This window comes from Anaerolentibacter hominis, from assembly GCF_032380675.1.
Classification (GTDB): Bacteria; Bacillota; Clostridia; order Lachnospirales; family Lachnospiraceae; genus Anaerolentibacter; species Anaerolentibacter hominis.
This window is the reverse complement of sequence record NZ_JAWDIX010000006.1, coordinates 120,848-140,929: the sequence shown is the minus strand read 5'-3', so window position 1 is coordinate 140,929 and position 20,082 is coordinate 120,848. Positions and strand designations below refer to the sequence as shown.

General features: G+C 47.6%; 16 protein-coding genes. 4 read left to right on the top strand and 12 right to left on the bottom strand.

The window, feature by feature from the left end; genetic code table 11:
* Nucleotides 1–58 precede the first annotated feature (58 nt).
* Nucleotides 59–538: an MGMT family protein gene (locus ABCW47_RS14930; protein WP_343210736.1), complete on the top strand. Its 480-nt coding sequence runs from the start codon at nt 59–61 to the stop codon at nt 536–538.
* 293 nt (nt 539–831) lie between these two features.
* On the opposite strand, the gene ABCW47_RS14925 is transcribed toward ABCW47_RS14930, so the two are convergent.
* From ABCW47_RS14925 to ABCW47_RS14870, 12 genes are all read right to left on the bottom strand, one after another.
* The gene (locus tag ABCW47_RS14925; protein WP_343210735.1) at nt 832–2,391 is read right to left on the bottom strand and encodes a DUF3794 and LysM peptidoglycan-binding domain-containing protein; all 1,560 of its coding nucleotides are present in this window, start codon (nt 2,389–2,391) and stop codon (nt 832–834) included.
* 253 nt (nt 2,392–2,644) lie between these two features.
* Nucleotides 2,645–2,881 carry a Veg family protein gene (locus ABCW47_RS14920; protein WP_343210734.1) on the bottom strand — a complete coding sequence of 79 codons (237 nt, stop codon included), beginning with the start codon at nt 2,879–2,881 and terminating at the stop codon, nt 2,645–2,647.
* A 117-nt stretch (nt 2,882–2,998) separates the two neighbouring features.
* Nucleotides 2,999–3,412 (bottom strand): protease complex subunit PrcB family protein, encoded by a 414-nt coding sequence (locus ABCW47_RS14915; protein ID WP_343210733.1) that lies wholly within the window; start codon nt 3,410–3,412, stop codon nt 2,999–3,001.
* Between the two features lie 75 nt (nt 3,413–3,487).
* Nucleotides 3,488–3,742: a TM1266 family iron-only hydrogenase system putative regulator gene (locus tag ABCW47_RS14910; RefSeq protein WP_343210732.1), complete on the bottom strand. Its 255-nt coding sequence runs from the start codon at nt 3,740–3,742 to the stop codon at nt 3,488–3,490.
* 46 nt (nt 3,743–3,788) lie between these two features.
* Nucleotides 3,789–4,571 carry a gluconate 5-dehydrogenase gene (locus ABCW47_RS14905; protein WP_343210731.1) on the bottom strand — a complete coding sequence of 261 codons (783 nt, stop codon included), beginning with the start codon at nt 4,569–4,571 and terminating at the stop codon, nt 3,789–3,791.
* Between the two features lie 401 nt (nt 4,572–4,972).
* Complete coding sequence (locus tag ABCW47_RS14900) at nt 4,973–6,706, bottom strand: phospho-sugar mutase (RefSeq protein ID WP_343210730.1); 1,734 nt, start codon at nt 6,704–6,706, stop codon at nt 4,973–4,975.
* A gap of 142 nt (nt 6,707–6,848) precedes the next feature.
* Nucleotides 6,849–7,937: a CotS family spore coat protein gene (locus ABCW47_RS14895; protein WP_343210729.1), complete on the bottom strand. Its 1,089-nt coding sequence runs from the start codon at nt 7,935–7,937 to the stop codon at nt 6,849–6,851.
* 180 nt (nt 7,938–8,117) lie between these two features.
* Nucleotides 8,118–9,368: a CCA tRNA nucleotidyltransferase gene (locus ABCW47_RS14890; protein WP_343210728.1), complete on the bottom strand. Its 1,251-nt coding sequence runs from the start codon at nt 9,366–9,368 to the stop codon at nt 8,118–8,120.
* Between the two features lie 303 nt (nt 9,369–9,671).
* Nucleotides 9,672–11,870 carry a serine hydrolase domain-containing protein gene (locus ABCW47_RS14885; protein ID WP_343210727.1) on the bottom strand — a complete coding sequence of 733 codons (2,199 nt, stop codon included), beginning with the start codon at nt 11,868–11,870 and terminating at the stop codon, nt 9,672–9,674.
* A 197-nt stretch (nt 11,871–12,067) separates the two neighbouring features.
* Complete coding sequence (gene proS / locus ABCW47_RS14880) at nt 12,068–13,507, bottom strand: proline--tRNA ligase (RefSeq protein ID WP_343210726.1); 1,440 nt, start codon at nt 13,505–13,507, stop codon at nt 12,068–12,070.
* A gap of 433 nt (nt 13,508–13,940) precedes the next feature.
* Nucleotides 13,941–15,110, bottom strand: coding sequence for an aminotransferase class I/II-fold pyridoxal phosphate-dependent enzyme (locus ABCW47_RS14875; RefSeq protein WP_343210752.1), 1,170 nt, complete (start codon nt 15,108–15,110; stop codon nt 13,941–13,943).
* Nucleotides 15,111–15,172: 62 nt separating this feature from the next.
* Nucleotides 15,173–16,288 carry a 4-hydroxybutyrate dehydrogenase gene (locus tag ABCW47_RS14870; RefSeq protein WP_343210725.1) on the bottom strand — a complete coding sequence of 372 codons (1,116 nt, stop codon included), beginning with the start codon at nt 16,286–16,288 and terminating at the stop codon, nt 15,173–15,175.
* Between the two features lie 358 nt (nt 16,289–16,646).
* Between ABCW47_RS14870 and ABCW47_RS14865 the strand changes: the two genes are divergently transcribed.
* From ABCW47_RS14865 to ABCW47_RS14855, 3 genes are all read left to right on the top strand, one after another.
* On the top strand, nt 16,647–17,669 hold the full coding sequence (locus ABCW47_RS14865) for a 30S ribosomal protein S1 (RefSeq protein WP_343210724.1): 1,023 nt from the start codon (nt 16,647–16,649) through the stop codon (nt 17,667–17,669).
* Nucleotides 17,670–17,853: 184 nt separating this feature from the next.
* A complete protein-coding gene (locus ABCW47_RS14860; RefSeq protein ID WP_343210723.1) occupies nt 17,854–18,246 on the top strand; it encodes a VOC family protein in 393 nt (130 codons plus the stop codon).
* A gap of 166 nt (nt 18,247–18,412) precedes the next feature.
* Nucleotides 18,413–19,909, top strand: a complete 1,497-nt coding sequence (locus tag ABCW47_RS14855; protein ID WP_343210722.1) for a Na+/H+ antiporter NhaC family protein — start codon at nt 18,413–18,415, stop codon at nt 19,907–19,909.
* Nucleotides 19,910–20,082 lie beyond the last annotated feature (173 nt).

Genomic DNA, 20,082 nt, shown 5'->3' with positions numbered 1-20,082 from the left:
ACCGTCTCATTGCATAATGGAACGCATCGTACTAAGCTTAAGTCAGGAGGTGGCTGGAATGGCGAATGAAGATAAGAAAGATTTTAATGCAATGCTTCGCGACAGCAAGGACATGCCTAAGATTCAGATCATTACAGATCAGAAAAGCATAGAAAAGTATGGCGGGAACCAAATGTATTTCGCTCCGCCGGCTGACTATGATAAGATGATGAAACTGGTTCCCTTCGGAAAAGTGACGACGGTTGGAGAAATCCGCGAACACTTCGCACGTGTAAGCGGCGCGGATTTTACTGAACCCATAACGGCCGGCATATTTGTCTCCATTGCGGCATGGGCCAGTTATCAGCGCACTGAGAATGAAACTCCCTATTGGAGGACGTTAAAGGCAGGCGGTGAGTTAAATCCCAGGTATCCGGGCGGTGTCCTGGCCCAAAAAGAGAAGCTGGAAGCGGAAGGGCATACCATTCTTCAAAAGGGCAGAACCAATATAAAATACTATGTGAAGGATTTTGAACAGTGTTTGTGCGACTTTCATTAACTTATTCAAGTACGCCTCGGCGTACTTGCTGCGAGCCGCACGTCATGCTTTGCATGACATAATACATCTGTGCGGCTCTGCAATCCGCCGGAGGCTTTATCTTGGAAGGAGACTGGGCTCCCACCAAGACGAATTTGTTATTTACTCACCACCTATTGAGGTGGGAGTCTTATCTACTTCCATGATAAACCATACAGGAAAAGGCAGCACAGCATTCATAATGCTGTGCTGCCTGCCTGTTAAGACAAGGGTATTCTTATAAAGAGGGTATCACTATGGCAGTTAACGATTCTTTACAGCTGGCTCTTTAACAGTATCAGCTTATCTCCCGGTTTCACTTCTTCCCGCTCCAGACCGTTTAATTCCCTGATCCGTTCTCTCGTTGTACAGTAGGCTTTGGCGATATTCCAGAGCGTATCGTCTTCCCCTACAATATACCCGGCCAGCCCCGGCATGGCTTCCCATTTCTTCGGGTCCATTTCCGCTACATTAATATCTGTAATCATATCTTCTTCCAGCACACGGAACGCAATGGTGTCTAACATCAGTCCGGCACGCACTTCCACTTCGGTTCCGTCCAGCATAATTACATTCAGCTGATCAATGCTTGGGGTTATTTTATAGAGACAGCTGTCGTCAATTCCTTTCACCTCAACCGTTGTTGTAAATGGAATAATTCCTTTTCCTGCATTGATCGGCGCTTCATCTTCTTCCGCGATGTAAAGCACCTGAACTTCGATAACACCGTTGACCTCGATTCCGCCGTCCACAATGTTCTGGTCATCAATCTGAACGGAACCTACCGCGTTGCAGATCTGAAGAATTCTGGTATCCGCCGGCTTCAGATTAATCCGGTCGATAACCTTGGTCCTCACATTATTTTTCAGCAGCAGACTCTCGTACTGGGCCTGCTCTCTCTGCGCACTTATTTCTTTTCCCGGGCAGTACAGATCCCGGACAAGGTCTATCTCTTCTTCCTCATATAGCTTCATATCCAGCTCCAGCAGGATATCGGTAGAGAACACTCTCTGTTCCTGGTCCTCATCCGGTTTTACCTCCACCGTATTTTCCCTGGTCATGACCGAGATATCCGGGGTCATTCCCTCCCGGCAGCCGCTGCACTCCACAAACACGCTGAACGGCACATCGGTTTCCATGTATTCCACCGGGTGTTCCTTCAATTCTCCGGAATACAGGGCAAAGAAATGCAGATCACCCTTCACGTTGATTTTATCTTCCAGGACTTTTAAATCCGGATTGTTCAGCTGTACATCATAATAGAGCAGTTCCGAGACATTGCTCTTCCCTGTGGGCAGGCCCACATCTTCACGAATCCTCACAGTATCCTTTTTCTGTACCAGCAGGTTCGTGACAGCGATTGTCTTATTAAGAACTTCCAAATCTTCCCCGTCTTCCACGCCGACTGCGGTCTGTATATCATAAATCCGCTCGGCAATCAGCGTAAATGTAACGATCGCACGCACATTTACTTTTCTGGAGTTGATCGCGTGAATATTCAAGTCCTCCAGCATCCACTTAACATTGATGGTATCTCCATCCGATACCCCTTCCATGTGGATTGTCTCGTCAAACGGGATTTTCCCGCTCATATTATGTACAGGCCTGGCCTCAGACCCATTCCAGTATAATATGTTAAAGGAAAGAAAGCCTTTGACCTGGGCTTTTCCTTCCGTCACTCTTACTTCTTCCAGGGAGATATGCCCCTGCTCTTTAATGATTCGTTCCATATCCGGTTTGATATCCGGTACGTTGAAATCTTCTTCCATTGTTGACTGCAGATTCGTTTTAGCCCGCAGCTGGTTCATATGCACATTTTTTTTCAACAAATCCATCTCTGCAATTCTCCCTTCACTCCCCTGTAATGAAATAGCTTAACCGGTAAAACCGGTAATATATCGGGGTGGATGCTGCGGGCAGTCCCGGTTCCGGCGCCTCATCCGGATGCGGCGCCATAAAATCCCTGTGCTCTGCAGTATCCTAATCTTGTTATCATTTTTATTCGTGAAGGGGCAATTCTATGACAAAAAGAATCCTATAGAATAAAAACAGCCGGTCAATATGACCGGCTGTTCAAACTCCTGTATATCAGCAAAGCATCATCTGTACTTCCTTTGTAATTACATCTGTGTATGTATAAGACACCGTCTGGAGGTCGCTCTCATCCTCTCCAACTTTGATAACAAAGATACTGGGATAAGTCTCGCTTAAAACACCTTCCATAACATTAAATTTTCTCTTGCCGACGTGAGAGCGAATCTTCACGCGTCTTCCAAGGTTACATTTAACGGCTTCTCTTACATGGGCAACATCCATTTGCTTCATATTATCTCCACCTTATCTCGCGTTATGTATATACTATACCACATTTTGACAATGATGTCAAAGAAAATGAAGCTAAACCACAAAATATTGTATTGCCAATAAATTCCATAATCCGCCTCAGTCAAATACAACCATATTTTCCCGGTATTCCATTTTGACAGTTACAAAGGGAAATGTTTCACCGCCCTCGGCCATACTTCCATCCTCCGGACCAAGCAGGCTGGTCTCTATATGGATCTCTTCTCCGTCCAGATACACATTATCAACCGTAATACTGTAGCCCCCTGTGTCCTTTTTGCCAAATCCCACAACAATATAAAGATAATTGTCACTGTTGTAGGTCATCTCAAAGGGTTCCGCCTTCTTTCCCTCGATCAATTCCTTCAATTCATCCGGAAGCTTCGCGTCTTCTACTACGGTAAACGGGATCGGATCACCTTTCTTCTCCGCCTTATCCTTGGTTAGGCTGCAGCCTCCCAGAAAAACAGAAAAAGAAGCAGCCAGCAATAGAACAATGAGAATTCGTTTCATAAGAAAGACTCCTCGTTTTTTATCATTCTATTACCAACTGCTTCCGAACATACCTCACCAGGGCAGAAACCCTCTTTATACTTTCGAGTATATCGTCTTCGTACTGATTCCCTTCTGCATCCCCAGTTTGCCTGACAGAGCACTGATGATATCGGAGGGAGCGTCAACCGCCACGCTTACGATTGAGATTCCTCTTTCCCGGTACGGAACTCCCATCCGCCCTATAATATACTCACCGTATTGATGCAGGATCTCATTGAGAACACTGATATCTGCCGCTTCCCGGTTCTCCACTATAATCCCGATCAGCGCAACTCTCTTTTCTCCCATCTCTTCTCTCCATTCCGAAGCATCCCAAGTCTCTGTTCTTCCGCTTTTACTTGGGCTGTTTGCCGATATAAGCCAGAATACCGCCATCTACATATAGAATATGTCCATTTACAAAGTTGGAGGCATCGGATGCCAGGAATACACAGGGACCGACCAGATCGTCTGTGGTACCCCAGCGGGCTGCCGGTGTCTTGCCGATAATAAATGTATTAAACGGATGTCCATTCTCCCTCAGCGGCGCTGTCTGAGGCGTGGCAATATAGCCTGGCCCGATGCCGTTGACCTGGATGTTATATTCCCCGAACTCACTTGCCAGATTCTTGGTCAGCATCTTTAATCCGCCTTTTGCAGATGCATAGGCCGTTACCGTCTCTCTGCCCAGCTCACTCATCATAGAACAAATATTAATAATCTTACCGTGCCCCTTTTTAATCATGCCCGGCAGAACAGCTTTGGACACAATAAACGGAGCGGTTAAATCAATATCTATTACTTCCTTAAACTCATCCAGACTCATCTCCAGAGCCGGGATACGCTTGATCATACCAGCGTTGTTTACCAGAATATCCACGCTTCCCACTTCAGATTCAATCTGAGCGATCATATCCGTCACCTGCTTCTCATCCGTCACATCGGCAAGATAACCGTGCACGTCCACACCGGCCTCTTCATACGCCTCAAATCCTCTTTTCAGAGACTCTTCACTGTGGCTGTTAAAGCATACTGTCGCACCTGCCTGAGCCAGACCCACCGCCATAGCAAATCCAATGCCCTGAGATGCACCCGTAACCAGCGCTACTCTTCCATTCAATTTAAATGTGTCTAACATATCGTTTTCCTCCAATTCGAACCGGACCGGTTCACCCTTTATACTGATTATCTGGTTTCTCTCATTTTGCCTATATAGATCAAGGTGTGCAAGCCCACCTCAGCTCTCCTAACTCCTCAATCTTGAGGGGCTTGCACACTTTGCGCGCCGAGCGTAGTCAGCTTCGCTGACTTTTTCCTCTTACGCGAGTGCGCACCCTACCAGGATGGTTTTTATTACATAGGAAAGTTTAAAGAACTTTCCTATGTAATAAAATAGCACAGGATGATCCGGGTGTCAAAGCTCGGCTCTGGCCTCGGAATCCATGACACCAGAGAAGGATAAATTAACGGGGTATTACAATGTCCCTGTAACACCCCGCAAGAAAATCAATTCTATTTCAAATACCCGTCAGCCCAGAATCAGCCGATCGAATCCACCAGCTTCTGTACGTCCGTTTCCATCACTTCGCCTTTGGCATCCGCATCCTCCAGTGAGGTTCCCACCACACCATAATAGAACTTGATCTTGGGTTCTGTCCCGGACGGTCTTACACAGAGCCATGCGCCGCCTTCCAGATCATAATATAAAACATTGGATGCGGGAAGTCCGGTTGCAGAAACTTCGCCGGTCTTCAAATCCTTGATGGTATCTGCTTTATAGTCTCTGACCGCTGTTACCTTGTAGCCTCCCATCTGCACAGGGGGATTCTCCCTCAGAGCAGTCATAATCGCCTGGATCTTGCCAACTCCCTCGATTCCTGCCAGTGTAATGGATTTAACAGCATCCTTATAGTAACCATAGCGCTCATAGAGCTCCACCATGGCATCCCAGAGCGTCATATTCTTCGTCTTGTAGTAAGCTGCGGCTTCGCAGAGTGCCATCGTGGCAACCACACCGTCTTTATCTCTTGCATGAGTGCCGATCAGGCAGCCGTAGCTCTCTTCAAACCCGAAGAGATAAGTACCGCTGTGATTCTGCTCAAAGCCCAGGATCTGCTGTCCGATGAACTTAAAGCCGGTCAGGACTTCGATCAGTTTCACACCATAATATTTAGCAATGGCATCCGCCATATTAGAAGTTACAATTGTTTTGATCAGACAGCCGTCCTCCGGCAGCTTGCCGTCCCTGGCCTTTCTCTGGCTCAGTTCATAATCCGCCAGCAGGCAGCCCGACATATTTCCGGTCAGCGTAATGTACTCTCCGCTCTTATCTTTTACATATACTCCCAGACGGTCGGCATCCGGATCGGTAGCCAGAACCAGGTCGGCGTCCTTCTCCTTCGCCAGTTTAAGCGCCAGTTCAAACGCCTCGGCAGCTTCCGGGTTCGGATAGGATACGGTAGGGAACTCCCCGTCCGGAAGTTCCTGCTCCGGAACAACATAGACATTCTCAAATCCCAGTTCCTTTAACACCCGTCTTACCGGAACATTGCCGGTGCCGTGAAGGGGCGTATAGACAACTTTCAGGTTCTTTCCCTCTGCCTGGATGCTGTCCATATGGATAACCTGTTTCTTTAATTCCTCGATATACGGATCGTCGATATCTTTGCCGATCACCACATACAGGCCGTCTTTTACCGCCTGCTCCTTCGGCATCGTCTTCACCGTATTATAGTCGGTAACCGCCTTTACTTCATCCATGATTCCGCTGTCATGAGGAGGCGTAATCTGTGCGCCGTCCTCCCAGTATACTTTATAGCCGTTGTACTCCGGCGGATTGTGGCTGGCCGTAATATTGATGCCTGCGATACAGTGCAGCTTACGGACCGCATAGGACAGTTCAGGCGTGGGCCTTAAGGATTCAAAAATATATGCTTTGATTCCGTTGGCATTCAGACACAGGGCCGCCTCACTGGCAAACTCCGGTGACATTCTTCTGGAATCATAGGCAATAGCTACCCCTTTCTCCTGTCCGTTCAGTTTTACGATATAATTGGCAAGCCCCTGGGTGGTCTTACGCACCGTGTAGACATTCATCCGGTTGGTGCCCGCACCAATCACACCTCTGAGTCCTGCCGTACCGAATTCCAGTTCCGTGTAGAACCGATCTTCTATCTCTTTCTCATTATCTGCTATCCCGCGCAGTTCTGCCTTCGTATTCTCGTCAAAATAAGGATTGTTCAACCATTCTTCATAAATTTTTCTGTAGTCCATTGGAAAAACCCCCTGTCTATTCTTATACCTCTGCGGTCCCGAACATGGTTCCTGCAAAGGCTGAAACAGGCAGTATGCAAAAATACCGGAAGAGTGACAGAACCACCTCAGTCATTTCTGATGTCAAGCGGAAAGAATGCTCTTACCCCTCCCCGTCCTCCTTCTGTATCTGCCCGTCAAACACAAGCAATCCGCCCCGACGGGCAGGCTTGTTGGAAATATTATATAACAATTTGCCCGAAAATGAAAGTTTATCTTGCGTTTGTTTTTGCACTTTTAACAATTTTTCATAGTTGCGGTAGGGTACCCAGGATTTTTTCTTATTATAATAAAAGTTCATAACTTTCCAGAATTTTTCCGGATACCAGAGCAGGATGCCAAGCAGATGAAGCTCTTCCTCACTCAGCGGATAACTCCGGTTATATTCTTCCAGGATCATATCTCCCACCTTCATATTCCAGTCATGCTTTTCCATAACCTTCCGCAGAAAATAATACAGATCCGTCAGCTGCAGACCCGGGCCGCATTTATCAAAATTAGTCGTGGCCACACCGTCTTTTAAAATCAGAACATTGTGATATGTATAATTTCCGTGGCAGATACATCCGTCCTGGAGAGCCTTCCGTTCCAGCAGGGCGCAGTTATTCCCGGCAAAAAGCGCGGCAGCTTCTTCCGCCCTTCCATAGACTTCCGGAAACAGATTCAGAAACAGAGCTTCAAATTCATTTCTCTGCTTCTTCTTTTTCACATACCAGTACACCCTCTTCAATTCTCTGTTATGTTTTAAAAATATATCTCCAATGCTCTCAGGCCTGTCATCCGCCTCCAACTCCGCCGCCCGCAGCGTCTGCAGGTCCGCGCTTTTTCTTATCCTCATTCTGGCGTGCAGAAGTCCCAGGTTGGCAGCCGCCTCTTTTAAATCCTTCATCTCCCGCACGTTACATTCCGTTCCTTCAAACCAGTCCTTCACCACATAACGGTCCCCCAGACTGTCCACTGTAATCAAACTGTTTTCACGATTTGGCACATAGCTGTCTACCCGGCAGTAACTGGTTTTTTTAAGTTCTTCCTTCACCTGGTTTTCCATTTCTAACCCGGCTGGAGAAGTTGTTGTATTTTTACAGAGCTTCAGTCCCCTGTCTGTATCTAATAAAAGCGCACCCCGTGTGCGGCTGACCCGATTCACTTTGAAATCATACTGCCCCAATACCTCTTCTAATTTTTCATCCATGACAAACTCCTCCCAGGTAAACATTTCTTTTTCATCTTATGAGGAGGCCGTCTGTATTATGTGTCGATTCCTGCTTGGCTTCGGCTCTTTTTGCCGTCTGCCCGGGTCTTTAAAAGAGCAGAAAATTTCATTCTTCCATTCAACTTCCATAAGAAAAAGCGCCATAGGCGCTTTTTCTTACTATATTTTGTTTTCTTTTACATAGGATAACAGTACTACCTTTTGGTTCTTCTCCGGCTCATCCAGCACGATTTCCAGAAGCGCTTTCAGCATTGCTCCCATCTGCACACCAGGCTTCACGCCGGCCTGAATCAGATCAGAACCATTTACCGCCAGGCCCTTTAAGTCTGTACATTCTCCCCTTTCAAGAATCCCCTCATAGATCTCCTGTATATGGGATATTTCTCCCAGGCAATCCGGAGCGCCCTGCCGCTCCACCAGGATATGGGCCTTCTGGAAGATAAACAAAAGATCCATAAGCCCGGCTCCGATCTCATTTACCGCCCGGCGCACACCGGCAGGAGACGCTATATAGGGATAGTCCAGATATTTGATCAGCGCCAGGGCCGTATCTACAGTATAATTATCAAACTTATACCGGCGCAGAATCTTCCTGGGTTCCTTCATCTCATGCAGCAGCATGGCAAAACAGAGAATCGAAAACTCTTTGTCCCTTTCGGGGTACAGGTTGCGCAGCCTGTCGATCCCGGCCACCGCATGGTCCGCCCGCTCTCCCAGCTGGTCAAACTCCGGCAGAATCACAGCTGTAATACCAAGCTCCTGAGCAGCAAAAAGCTTCCAGGGATTCGGCGATATCAAAAGCAGGATCAGTTCCTCCCGGATACGTTCCACACTGATATCACGCAGATTATCCGCCCTGCCCTCCATCGCTTTTCTAGTATCCTCATGAATGGCAAAGCCCAGCTGTCCGGAAAAGCGGACCGCACGCATCATACGCAAGGCATCTTCCTCAAAACGCTCCGATGGATTCCCTACACAGCGGATCAGCCTCTGCTTCATATCATGAATCCCGCCGAACAAATCCACAATCCCTTCTCTGGGGCTGTAGGCCATGGCGTTGATGGTAAAATCTCTTCTGCACAGATCTTCCCTGAGCTTAGTGGTAAATTCCACCTCCCTGGGGTGCCTGTGATCCTCATATTCCCCGTCAATCCGGTAGGTTGTCACCTCAAAACCCTCTTTGCCCATGAGAACCGTCACCGTTCCATGCTGAATACCGGTATCCACCGTCCGGGGAAACAGCTCCTTTATCTGGGCAGGCTTGGCCGATGTGGTAATGTCCCAGTCGTTGGGCTCCCGGCCCATCACGCTGTCCCGGACACAGCCCCCCACCGCAAATGCTTCATATCCATTTGTCTCCAGCTTATCAATAATTGCCTCTACTTTCTTAGGCAGTTCAATCCGAATCATACTATTCCCCATTCCGGAGCATTGCGACGGGGCGAAGAGAAATTCGTGGAGACGATTTCTCTTCTGCCATAAAAGCTATTTGTGACGCTCCGGCACAAATAGCCGTATAAAAAATAAGTGTTATCGCACTTATTTTTTATACTGTTCCCCATTCCAATGTGCACTTCGCGCTAATGTACAGCCCTGGCGGGCTGTGCGCTCCGGCACGATATAATATCTACCGATATTATATCATATTATTTCCCCAATTTCGAAACAAAAACAGCCCGGCTTTACAGCCGGGCCGCCTGGAACATTAAGCTTTTAGTATTTTAAGGTAAACTTCTGATTCTTATCAGCCGCGAATACTACATATCCGCCCTTCGGAAGCTTCACGGAAGTCTTGCCGGATACGTACGAATGATTGAGGCAGACTCCATTGCTGTCATAAACAGCAAACGCGCCTTTCTTCGGACAGGTAACCTTCAAGGTCTTTCCAGCTGCTTTACTGCCGATCTTATACCATTTGGCATAGCCATCGGAACCAATCGTTACTTTAGAACCGGACTTTATAGAAAGAGTGCCGATACCCGCCTCTTCCACTACAGTCATACCGTTGGTTGTAAAATACTCTTTCCCGTCTTTCTTATAAAAATGTACGGTTGAGAGATCTCTGCCGCCCATAATCGGGACCTGAAGGAACGCTGTGGCATTGTTCTCATCTACAATCTTCATGGTGCCGAGATAGCCCTTCAGCGCAGGGTAATAATTCACACCCGCCAGCACACCGCTTGCCAAATAATTTATAGAAGAGTATTTCTCGGACAGCACGAAATAACGTTTGCCGGTCCGGTTCATCCATGCCTTTTCCACCGATTCGCTGATCGGGTTCTCTTCTATCTTCTGTCCCTGGTACTGATACATAAACGTATCGCCGATTTGGGGAACGACAACATAACTGCCGCTGGTGAGATAGGTCTCCCCGTTCTCTTCCTTTTCAAAGGATAGGAAATTTGCCCCGGTGCTGTCCACAAACACGCCGTCCTTATTATACGTACAGGTAATTACTTCGGAAGGATCTGTTGCAAAGACACTGGCCAGAGTCAGTACGCCGTCCTTTATCTGGACTGCGTTAATTCCCATAGTGCTGGCATAAACTCCGGAATAATTCTCCAGCTCTTTCGGCATTGAAGCTTTATCTGTGGATAAGATCCGGCTGGTATCCTTCAGTTCTTCAATCTGCCCTTTTTCTTTCATATAATCCAGAAGTACGGACTGGCCGAAAAGCTGATCCAGAGAGCTGCTGCCGCCGGAGGAAAGAACTGCAACCGCCAGGTTTTCTTCCGGAATAACAATCAGTTCCCCGTGGTAATATACCGAATCACCGCCCTTTGACAGCGCCTGCATTCCATAGTCTTCAAATGGGAATGTACATACACTGTCCCATCCTAAACCATAGGAGAAAAAGCCCTGCTGGTCTTTCAGCCAGATACCCCGGGCAAATTCCTCATTCATGGAGGCCTTCGCGGATTCTTTCGAAAGGAACTGCTCCCCGTTCTTCATGTACAGGGTTGCCAGCTGGCACAAATCGGCTGCGGTAGAATAAATTCCGCCTGCCCCGATGATATTCAATGCTTCCGGCGGGAGAGCCTTGGTTGACTTTTCATCGCTGTAGATCCCCGCAAGATAGGACCATGACTTGATATCAGCCGGCGTTGCCGTGCGGTCCATACCCAGAGGTTCACAGATATTTTCACGGATATAGTCCGAGAAAGTCTTGCCAGTCACAGTCTCCACCAGAATCTCCGCCAGGGTAAAGCCATCGTTGCAGTAAACGCTGAAGGCACCCGGATCAGCTTTCAGAATCTGAGTCGAGAGCTGTTTTAAAAATGTATCGTGATTGATGGTATCTCCATCCTTAAATAGCATGCCATTTGCAAGAGTGCTGCCCAGCAGGCCGGAGGAATGATTTAACAGCATGCGCACCGTAATATCTTTATACCGCGCATCCGCCATCTTAAACTTCGGAACATAATTTACCACCGGGGTATCCAGATCCACCTTACCTTCTTCAGCCAGCTGCAGTACAGCTGTTGTGGTAAATATCTTACTGATCGAGCCGATACCATACATGGTATTCTTGGTCGGCGCTTTCTTCGCGGCGCGGTCTGTGTAGCCGGACTGACCGGAAAACTGCATCTTTCCGTCCTTAATAACCGCATACTGGACGCTGGTTACACCATACAGGCCTGTGAGCATGTCTGCTTTGGTCTTCGCTTTTCCTTTTGCCGTCTCATCCGCATAAGCCTTCAGGCCGTCTGCTTTGTAACTCTCTAAGAACCGTTCGGTCTCTTCTTCCGTAATTTTCGGAATCTCAGAACTCTGTACCGGAATCCCAGAATTAAAATCAAACGATTTAAAGTTATCTTTTGTCTCTGCGGCTCCTGCCGTAGCAGAAGATCCCAGTACCATGATACCGGCTAACAACAGGCATAAACTCTTTTTCAGTTTTTTAAAAGCCATACCTCACCCTTCTTTCTGCTGCATACGCAGCACTGGTTTATTACAATAAGACGGCACTATTTTCCGCCGTCTTACTGATACAACGAATCCTGCTTACGGGATTCTCCGCCTGCGGCGGGTTGCTTCGGCAACACGATTCCCTTCCTCCGCAGTGCGATCCCCCTGAGGGTTTTATCCTAACAGGATAACGAAAAGCTTTAATAAGCTTTCCCCCAATATACCATAGTTTTGGCCGGTTTTCCACAACAAACGCAGGTATCGGCCACATGTTCCTGCTCGAACGGCATACAGCGGGAAGTAGCGCCCGTATCTTCCTTTATTTTCAGCTCGCAGGCCTCGTCTCCGCACCACATAGCCTTGACAAATCCAGGTTTTTCCTGAATTGCCGTCTTAAATTCATCATAGGTTGCCGCGGTGCAGGTATGGGAATCTCTGTGCTTCGTGGCACGCATCAGCATCCCCGCCTGAATCTCTTCCAGAATCTGGCCGAGACGGCTCTCCAGATCATCCAGGGAAACTACAATTTTCTCTCTCGTATCCCTTCGTACAACAACACACTGGCCGGCCTCGATATCCTTCGGGCCGATCTCCACGCGCACCGGGATACCTCTCATTTCCTGATCGCTGAATTTCCAGCCCGGGCTCTTGTCGGAATCGTCTACCTTCACCCTGAAACCAGAAGCTGTCAAACGGTCTTTCAATTCTGCCGCTTTGTCAAGAACGCCCTCTTTTTTCTGCATGATCGGAATAATCATAGCCTGAACCGGCGCAATCCTTGGAGGCAGCATCAGTCCGCTGTTATCTCCATGCACCATGATGACAGCTCCGATGAGACGGGTAGTCATCCCCCAGGAAGTCTGGTGAACATATTTTAAGGTATTATCCTTATCGGTATACTGAATATTGAAAGCCTTCGCGAATCCATCCCCGAAGTTATGGCTGGTTCCGGACTGGAGCGCTTTTCCGTCATGCATCAGCGCCTCAATCGTATAAGTTGCCTCCGCACCGGCAAATTTCTCCTTATCGGTTTTTCTGCCCTTAATCATCGGAATAGCCAGGTATTCTTCACAGAATCTCGCGTACAGATTCAGCATCTGAATGGTTCTATCCTCCGCTTCCTCCGCTGTAGCATGAGCGGTATGCCCTTCCTGCCACAAGAACTCCGTGGTGCGCAGGAACGGTCTTGTCGTCTTCTCCCAGCGCACAACAGAACACCACTGGTTATATAATTTCGGCAGATCCCGGTAGGACTGAATAATGTTGGAATACAGGTCGCAGAACAATGTTTCGGAGGTAGGTCTCACGCAAAGACGTTCCTGCAGCTCTTCACTTCCGCCGTGGGTTACCCAGGCCACTTCCGGCGCAAAGCCCTCCACATGGTCTTTTTCCCTCTCCAGCAGGCTCTCAGGAATAAATAACGGCATATACACATTTTCAACACCGGTCTCCTTAAACATACTGTCCAGCTGTTTCTGGATGTTCTCCCAGATGGCATAGCCGTAAGGCTTTAATATCATACAGCCTTTCACACTGGAATAGTCGGCAAGTTCCGCCTTCTTTACCACGTCGGTATACCATTGTGCAAAATCGTCCTCCATAGAGGTAATTGCTTCCACTAATTTCTTTTCGTTTGCCATGTTGTTTATCTCCTTTTTATTTATACTAAATGAACAAAGTCGGCGATTACGGTCCCCCGGAAGGTTTTTTATTACATAGGGAAGTTTTCCAAACTTCCCTATGTAATAAAAAAAGCCCCAGCCCCAAAAGGGACCGAAGCTTCGGTGGTACCACCCTAGTTTATGGCCGCAGGCCATACTCTCTCTATCCGTTAACGCCGGCTACGGTATGCTTACTTCCGAAAATCGGAACTCACATACGGCTCCAAGGCGGGTTCCCGACCGCTTTCCCCCTTAAGAATCTTCCACCTTCTGATTCTCTCTCTGGCAGGGTGCCGGTAAGTACTGATCCTCTTCTGCGCCGCAATCCTATATTTACTGGATACTTATTCCGAATACTCGGAACGAATCTATTTGCATATTAAGACAGTCCCCATCTCTTGTCAAGCAAAACCTATCCTAATATCCCGCTTTCCTCAATTACCCTTACAATTTCTTCCATCTCCGCCGCCGGTTTCACCAGTGCAAATCGCACATAGCCTTCACCCAGCGTTCCAAATGCACTTCCGGGCACCACAATAACCCCTGTCTTTTCCATCAGATCCATACAGAATTCTTCTGAAGATCCATACTGGGCCGGGATAGGCCCCCAGGCGAACATGGAGCCCTTGCTGTCCGGCACGGGCCAGCCTATTTTTCTCAGCCCGCCGCAGAGGACATCCCTGCGCCGCTGATACTCCTTACAGTGGGCCGCGACGGAATCCATCGGGCCTGTCAGAGCGGCAATCGCGCCATATTGTACCGGAAGAAAGATGCCATAATCAATCTGTGAACGGAGCTTGCGGAACTGACCGACCATTTCTTTATTTCCCACTACAAATGAAATCCGGGCGCCGGTTACATTAAAGGACTTGGACAGGGAGTAGAACTCCACGCCTACTTCTTTCGCCCCGTCAAATGCCAGGAAAGAAGTTCCTTTTATTCCATCATATACAATATCTGAGTAGGCATTATCATGTACAATCATAATGTTATACTTTTCTGCAAAGCGGACCAGCCGTTCATAAAATTCCGGCGGCGCAGTAACACATACCGGGTTTAGGGGATAGGACACCACCATAAACTTTGCCCGTCTGGCCGTCTCTTCCGGAATACGGTCCAGATCCGGCAGAAATTCATTTTCCTCCAGAAGCGGATAATATTCCATTCTGGCTCCCGCCAGGAACGGACCCACCTCGAAAATAGGATACCCCGGATTCGGCACCAGAACAGTGTCTCCCGGATTGCAGAGAGCAAAACCGATATGGGCCAGGCCTTCCTGGGAACCATAGACGGCCATAATTTCCTCTTTGTCAAGAGACACCCCAAAACGCTTCCGGTAAAAATCCTCCATCGCCTGAATCAGCTCCGGCAGTTCGGATATGGCATATTTATAGTTTTCCGCCCGCATGGCAGCCTGTGATACCGCTTTCATCACATGTTCATCCGGCGTAAAATCAGGAGTGCCGATGGACAGATTATATACCGTTCTCCCTCTTTTTATCAGTTCTTCTTTTTTCTCATTCAATCTGGCAAAAATGCCTTCCTCCAGACTGTTCAGCCTGTCAGCAAATTTAAATTCCATCATCTATGTACCTTTCCGGCCGTTCTCTCCGATCCTGCCGGGGACCGGGAGTTATCCAGCGTCTAATAAAGTTCTCTGTAAATGTTCAGGTAATCTTCTCTGGTCAGCTCCGTATAGTTGTTATTGGTCAGGCGGACCTGCTTCTCCACTACAATATCGGCAAACAGTGCGCAGTCGTTCTCCGTCATCCCGTATTCATGCAGGGCTTTCCTGGGAAGGACGTAGTCAAACAGCTCCTCAATTCTGTCATATACCTGATCTGGATTACAGGAAAGCCAGCCGGAAAGCATCCGATTCAGGTCTGCTATTTTCCCCTGGGGGTCTTTCTTCATATAGGTTCGGAATACTCCGGAAAACATGGCATAATTGGATTCTCCATGGGGAACATGATAATTGCCTCCCAGCGGATAGCTCATGGCGTGTACCGCCGCACAGCCGGCATTTCCAAACGCAATGCCCGCGTAGTTGCTGGCCGTCAAAAAGTCACCCAGCAGCGCCAGCCTGGCCTCAGGCCCCTCTGTGAAAATCTGCTGGTAGCCGTTAAGAATCAGCCGCATCGCTTCCATAGAATACAGTTCTGTATAGGAGGTGGCTTTGGGGGATAAGTAGGACTCAATGGCATGGATAAATGCATCGATGGAGCTTGCAGCAAAAAACTTAAGGGGAAGCCCTTTCAGCAGCTCCGGGATCAGAACTGCCGCATCCGCAAACATCTCCTCCACCCCGAACCCAATCTTCGTCCCGCGTGATTTTAATTCCACCGCAGCCAGACAGGTAACCTCGCTTCCTGTTCCGCAGGTGGTTGGTACAGCCAGGAATTCCTTTTCTTTCACAACATCCAGCCTGCCGTCGATCAGATCCAGCAACGGGCTTACATTTTTCAGAGCAAAGATTTTGGCAATGTCCAGCACTGTGCCGCCGCCTATTGCTATGATGCGCTTTGTATGTAACTTCTTAACGTCCTGATAGATTGCCTCAATCATTTCATCAGAAGGTTCTCCGCTCCCGTATTTCTCCTGATAGATCACATCCGCGTTCAGATTCATTTTCCCGAAACAGGGCTCATATATATACTGGTTGGTCAAAATGAGATCGCCCTCCCCAACCTGGAATTCATCCGCAAATTCTCTGCACGTCTCAAATTTATATAATACTGGTTTTATTTTCAGCTGCAGCATCGTATCTTTCTCCTTCCGCTCCTGATTTCACAGTTTTGTTCGATTATACCGCAGTTGTCTGTAAATATCCATAGATTATTTGCGCCTTTCGTGGTAAAATAGTTCTGATATTTATCATGGAAGCAGATAAGACTTCCATCTCTATAGGTGGTGGGTAAATAACAAATTCGTCTTGGTGGGAGCTCAGTCTCCTTCCAAGATAAAGCCTCCGGCGGATTGCAGAGCCGCACAGATGTATTATGTCATGCAAAGCATGACGCACGGCTCGCAGCAAGTACGCCGAGGCGTACTTGAATCAGTCGTAAACTTATTTTATATAGAGGATTCGCATAAAAAGGAAAGTGGAGGTAAGGAAGACATGGAAGATGTAACAAAAATGGAAACTGCAGAAGATCTGGCACAACAGAATGATGTGCAGACTGCGCCGCCCGCAGAGGAAACGGTTCAAAACGTTGAGGCTGCCCCGGAACCATCTGAAACAATGGAAGACTATGCTGATGAATTAAAGCAGTCATTCCGTCCCATCACAGAGGGCGATCTGCTCACCGGAACGGTAATCGGCGCAACAGAGTCTGAGGTGTCAGTGGATATTGGTTATTACACAGAGGGGGTTATTCCTCTGGAGGAGCTGAGCAATGATCCCAGATTTTCTATTCGTACCGATGTGCAGAATGGGGAAGAAGTCACCTGTCTGGTCTTAAAGACGGATAATGGAGACGGACGCATCCTGCTTTCCAAGAAGAAAGCAGATGATATTCTGGCCTGGGAGGCCTTAAATAAGGCTCTCGAAGACCGTACCCTCTTTTCTGTGAAGATTGCAGAAGCAGTAAAGGGCGGCTGTGTAACCTACTTAAACGGCATCCGCGCCTTTATCCCCGCATCTCAGCTGTCCCTTCACTATGTGGAAGATCTGAGTGAGTGGGTTGGGAAAACAGTGGATGCGATTGTTATCACAGTGGACGAAGAAAAACGCCGTCTGGTGCTTTCATCCCGGGAAGTAGAGAGAGACAGAGAAAAACAGGATAAGGAAAGCAAGATTTCCAAGCTGCAGAAAGGCCTGGTTACCACCGGAAAAATCGAGACATTAAAGCCTTACGGCGTCTTTGTCAACATCGGAGACGGTTTAAGCGGACTGGTACATATCTCTCAGATCTGCGGCAAGCGGATCAAATCTCCGAAGGAGGCCGTGGAAGAAGGTCAGGAGGTTAAGGTCAAGATTATTGATATCAAGGACGGTAAGATCAGTCTCAGCATGAAGGCTGTGGAAGACCGGGATGCGATTGTAGAGGATGTGGACAGAGCTCCGGCTGAATATAAATCGGGCGGCGAGGCAACGACCGGCCTGGCTTCTCTTCTGGCGGGGATTAAACTGGATCAGTAGCTCTGTAATTTATCCTGACAGTGCGTTAGTTTGTTAAACTTTATAGTTTCTAAATCGTTCCGTTATGATATAATTGTAAAAAGAATAAAACCGGCATCATAAGCGGTTTCATAAAGGAGGAAAATCTTCTGTTCCTGCAACGCTCAGTCGCATTTTTCTTCGAAAAAATAAGGAGGATAAGAAAATGATTAAAGGAAGAAAGCTGGATCATATCGGCCTCGCTGTAACCGATGTTGAGACAACGGCAAAATGGTATCAGGATGTTCTTGGATTTACCGTAAAGGGCAAATTCGTGGGCGGCGGCGGAAATAATGTGTATTTCCTGCAGAATGGAGACACTGTTTATGAAATGTATCAGCCAGGCAGCGGATTGATTCCTGAGGTTCAGGGAAAGATTGATCATATCTCCTATGTTTCCGATGATATTGAGAGTGATTATAAATACTGTATGGATCAGGGCTATGAAGTTTGTACCAACGGCATCGAAGAGATTCCTCAGTTCTGGGAGAAAGGCTGCCGTTATTTCAAGATTTTAAGCCCGACCAAAGAACAGATTGAATTCTGTCAGATTTTATAGGCTATACTCTAACGAAGGACCAGTGAATCTTCATAGGTTCACTGGTCTTTTTGGATAGAACTATTCTGCATCGGTATATGTCTTTTCAACATGGGGTAACTGTTTCGGCGATATTGGGAAGAGATATATGGATGGAATAAACTCAAATTACGGAGGAGGAATTATTTTGGTAGGTACATTTTGGGCTTTAGTCCCGGCAATTTTAGCAATTGCCCTGGCCCTGCTTACGAAGGAAGTTTATTTTTCACTGCTGGCAGGTATTATCGCAGGCGCGCTGTTTTTCACCAACTTCCATGTAGGTATGGCAATTGAAACAACAGTTGAAGTAATGAGTTCTAAGGTGGCGGGAAACATCGGGATTGTTATTTTCCTGGTACTGCTCGGCATGGTAGTCGCACTGATGACAAAATCCGGTGCCTCGAAAGCTTACGGAGACTGGGCTTCTTCTAATATTACTACAAAAAGAGGAGCACTGGGTGCGACAGCAGGTCTTGGCGTTCTGATTTTCGTAGACGACTATTTCAACTGTCTGACAGTTGGTACGATCATGAAACCGGTAACCGACCGTTATCAGGTAACGAGAGCAAAGCTGGCATATATCATTGATGCCACCGCAGCTCCTATCTGTATCATCGCCCCGATTTCCAGCTGGGCGGCAGCGGTTACATCTTCTATGCCGGATACAAACATTGATGGTTTCAAGCTGTTCTTAAAGACGATTCCGTTTAATCTGTACGCGCTGCTCACCCTTGGGATGATTGTTTTCCTGATTATCTCCCAGATGGATTTTGCAAAGATGAAACGCTATGAAATTGAAAAAGCCGGTTCAGAGAAAAAGGTTGAAGATGTAGTAGCGGCTCCGAAGGATAACAAGAAAGGACATGTTTCCGATTTGATTATTCCGATTGCCTGCCTGATCCTTTTCTGTATCCTGGCAATGCTCTATACCGGAGGAATCCTGGAAGGCAAGAATATTGTTTCTGCTTTCGCAGACTGTAACTCTTCTCTGTCACTGGTTATCGGTTCTTTCTTTACTATTATTGTAATTGCACTGCTCTATCTGCCGAGAAAGATATTAACCTTTACCCAGTTTACGGACAGCCTGGTGGAGGGCTTCAAGGCTATGGTTCCAGCCATCCTGATACTGACCTTTGCCTGGACGTTAAGCGGTATCTGCGGCGACGGCTATATGGAAGCAGGCACTTATGTAAGCGAACTGGTCAATAACAGCCAGATGACACATGCCATCATACCGGTTCTCTTCTTCCTGGTGGCTCTGGGTCTTGCCTTTGCAACCGGAACTTCCTGGGGAACCTTTGGTATCCTGATTCCGATTGTCATTGCAATATTCGGCAATGTGGAGAGTACTCTGCTGGTTATTTCTGTATCCGCAGTAATGGCGGGTGCCGTTTGCGGTGATCATATTTCACCGATTTCTGATACGACGATTCTCTCGTCCACCGGGGCGGGCTGCAATCATATCGACCATGTCTCCACACAGATTCCATATGCCCTCACGGTTTGTGTCTTCTGTGTGCTGGGTTATCTGGTAGCAGGTTTTACAGAGAATCTGCTTTTAACCTGGCTGGTAGGCTTCGGCGGCCTGTTTATTACTCTGTTCGTTATTTATAAAAGACAGAAGGCTGCTTCCCCTGCAAAATAACTGAATATAGGATTTCACAGAGCTTACAGCTGCAAGCGGCTGTAAGCTCTGATTTTTACCATGGAAGTAGATAAGACTCCCCCTCTATAGGAGGTGAGTAAATAACAAATTCGTCTTGGTGGGAGCCCAGTCTCCTTCCAAGATAAAGCCTCCGGCGGATTGCAGAGCCGCAC

Bases quoted from the DNA above. Each gene is read 5' to 3' on its own strand.
- ABCW47_RS14885 (WP_343210727.1), bottom strand. From the start codon at position 11,870: ATGGCTTTTAAAAAACTGAAAAAGAGTTTATGCCTGTTGTTAGCCGGT.
- ABCW47_RS14875 (WP_343210752.1), bottom strand. From the start codon at position 15,110: ATGGAATTTAAATTTGCTGACAGGCTGAACAGTCTGGAGGAAGGCATT.
- ABCW47_RS14860 (WP_343210723.1), top strand. From the start codon at position 17,854: ATGATTAAAGGAAGAAAGCTGGATCATATCGGCCTCGCTGTAACCGAT.
- ABCW47_RS14930 (WP_343210736.1), top strand. From the start codon at position 59: ATGGCGAATGAAGATAAGAAAGATTTTAATGCAATGCTTCGCGACAGC.
- ABCW47_RS14865 (WP_343210724.1), top strand. From the start codon at position 16,647: ATGGAAGATGTAACAAAAATGGAAACTGCAGAAGATCTGGCACAACAG.
- ABCW47_RS14890 (WP_343210728.1), bottom strand. From the start codon at position 9,368: ATGATTCGGATTGAACTGCCTAAGAAAGTAGAGGCAATTATTGATAAG.
- ABCW47_RS14910 (WP_343210732.1), bottom strand. From the start codon at position 3,742: ATGGGAGAAAAGAGAGTTGCGCTGATCGGGATTATAGTGGAGAACCGG.
- ABCW47_RS14920 (WP_343210734.1), bottom strand. From the start codon at position 2,881: ATGAAGCAAATGGATGTTGCCCATGTAAGAGAAGCCGTTAAATGTAAC.
- ABCW47_RS14895 (WP_343210729.1), bottom strand. From the start codon at position 7,937: ATGGATGAAAAATTAGAAGAGGTATTGGGGCAGTATGATTTCAAAGTG.
- ABCW47_RS14905 (WP_343210731.1), bottom strand. From the start codon at position 4,571: ATGTTAGACACATTTAAATTGAATGGAAGAGTAGCGCTGGTTACGGGT.
- ABCW47_RS14925 (WP_343210735.1), bottom strand. From the start codon at position 2,391: ATGGATTTGTTGAAAAAAAATGTGCATATGAACCAGCTGCGGGCTAAA.
- ABCW47_RS14900 (WP_343210730.1), bottom strand. From the start codon at position 6,706: ATGGACTACAGAAAAATTTATGAAGAATGGTTGAACAATCCTTATTTT.
- ABCW47_RS14870 (WP_343210725.1), bottom strand. From the start codon at position 16,288: ATGCTGCAGCTGAAAATAAAACCAGTATTATATAAATTTGAGACGTGC.
- proS (WP_343210726.1), bottom strand. From the start codon at position 13,507: ATGGCAAACGAAAAGAAATTAGTGGAAGCAATTACCTCTATGGAGGAC.
- ABCW47_RS14915 (WP_343210733.1), bottom strand. From the start codon at position 3,412: ATGAAACGAATTCTCATTGTTCTATTGCTGGCTGCTTCTTTTTCTGTT.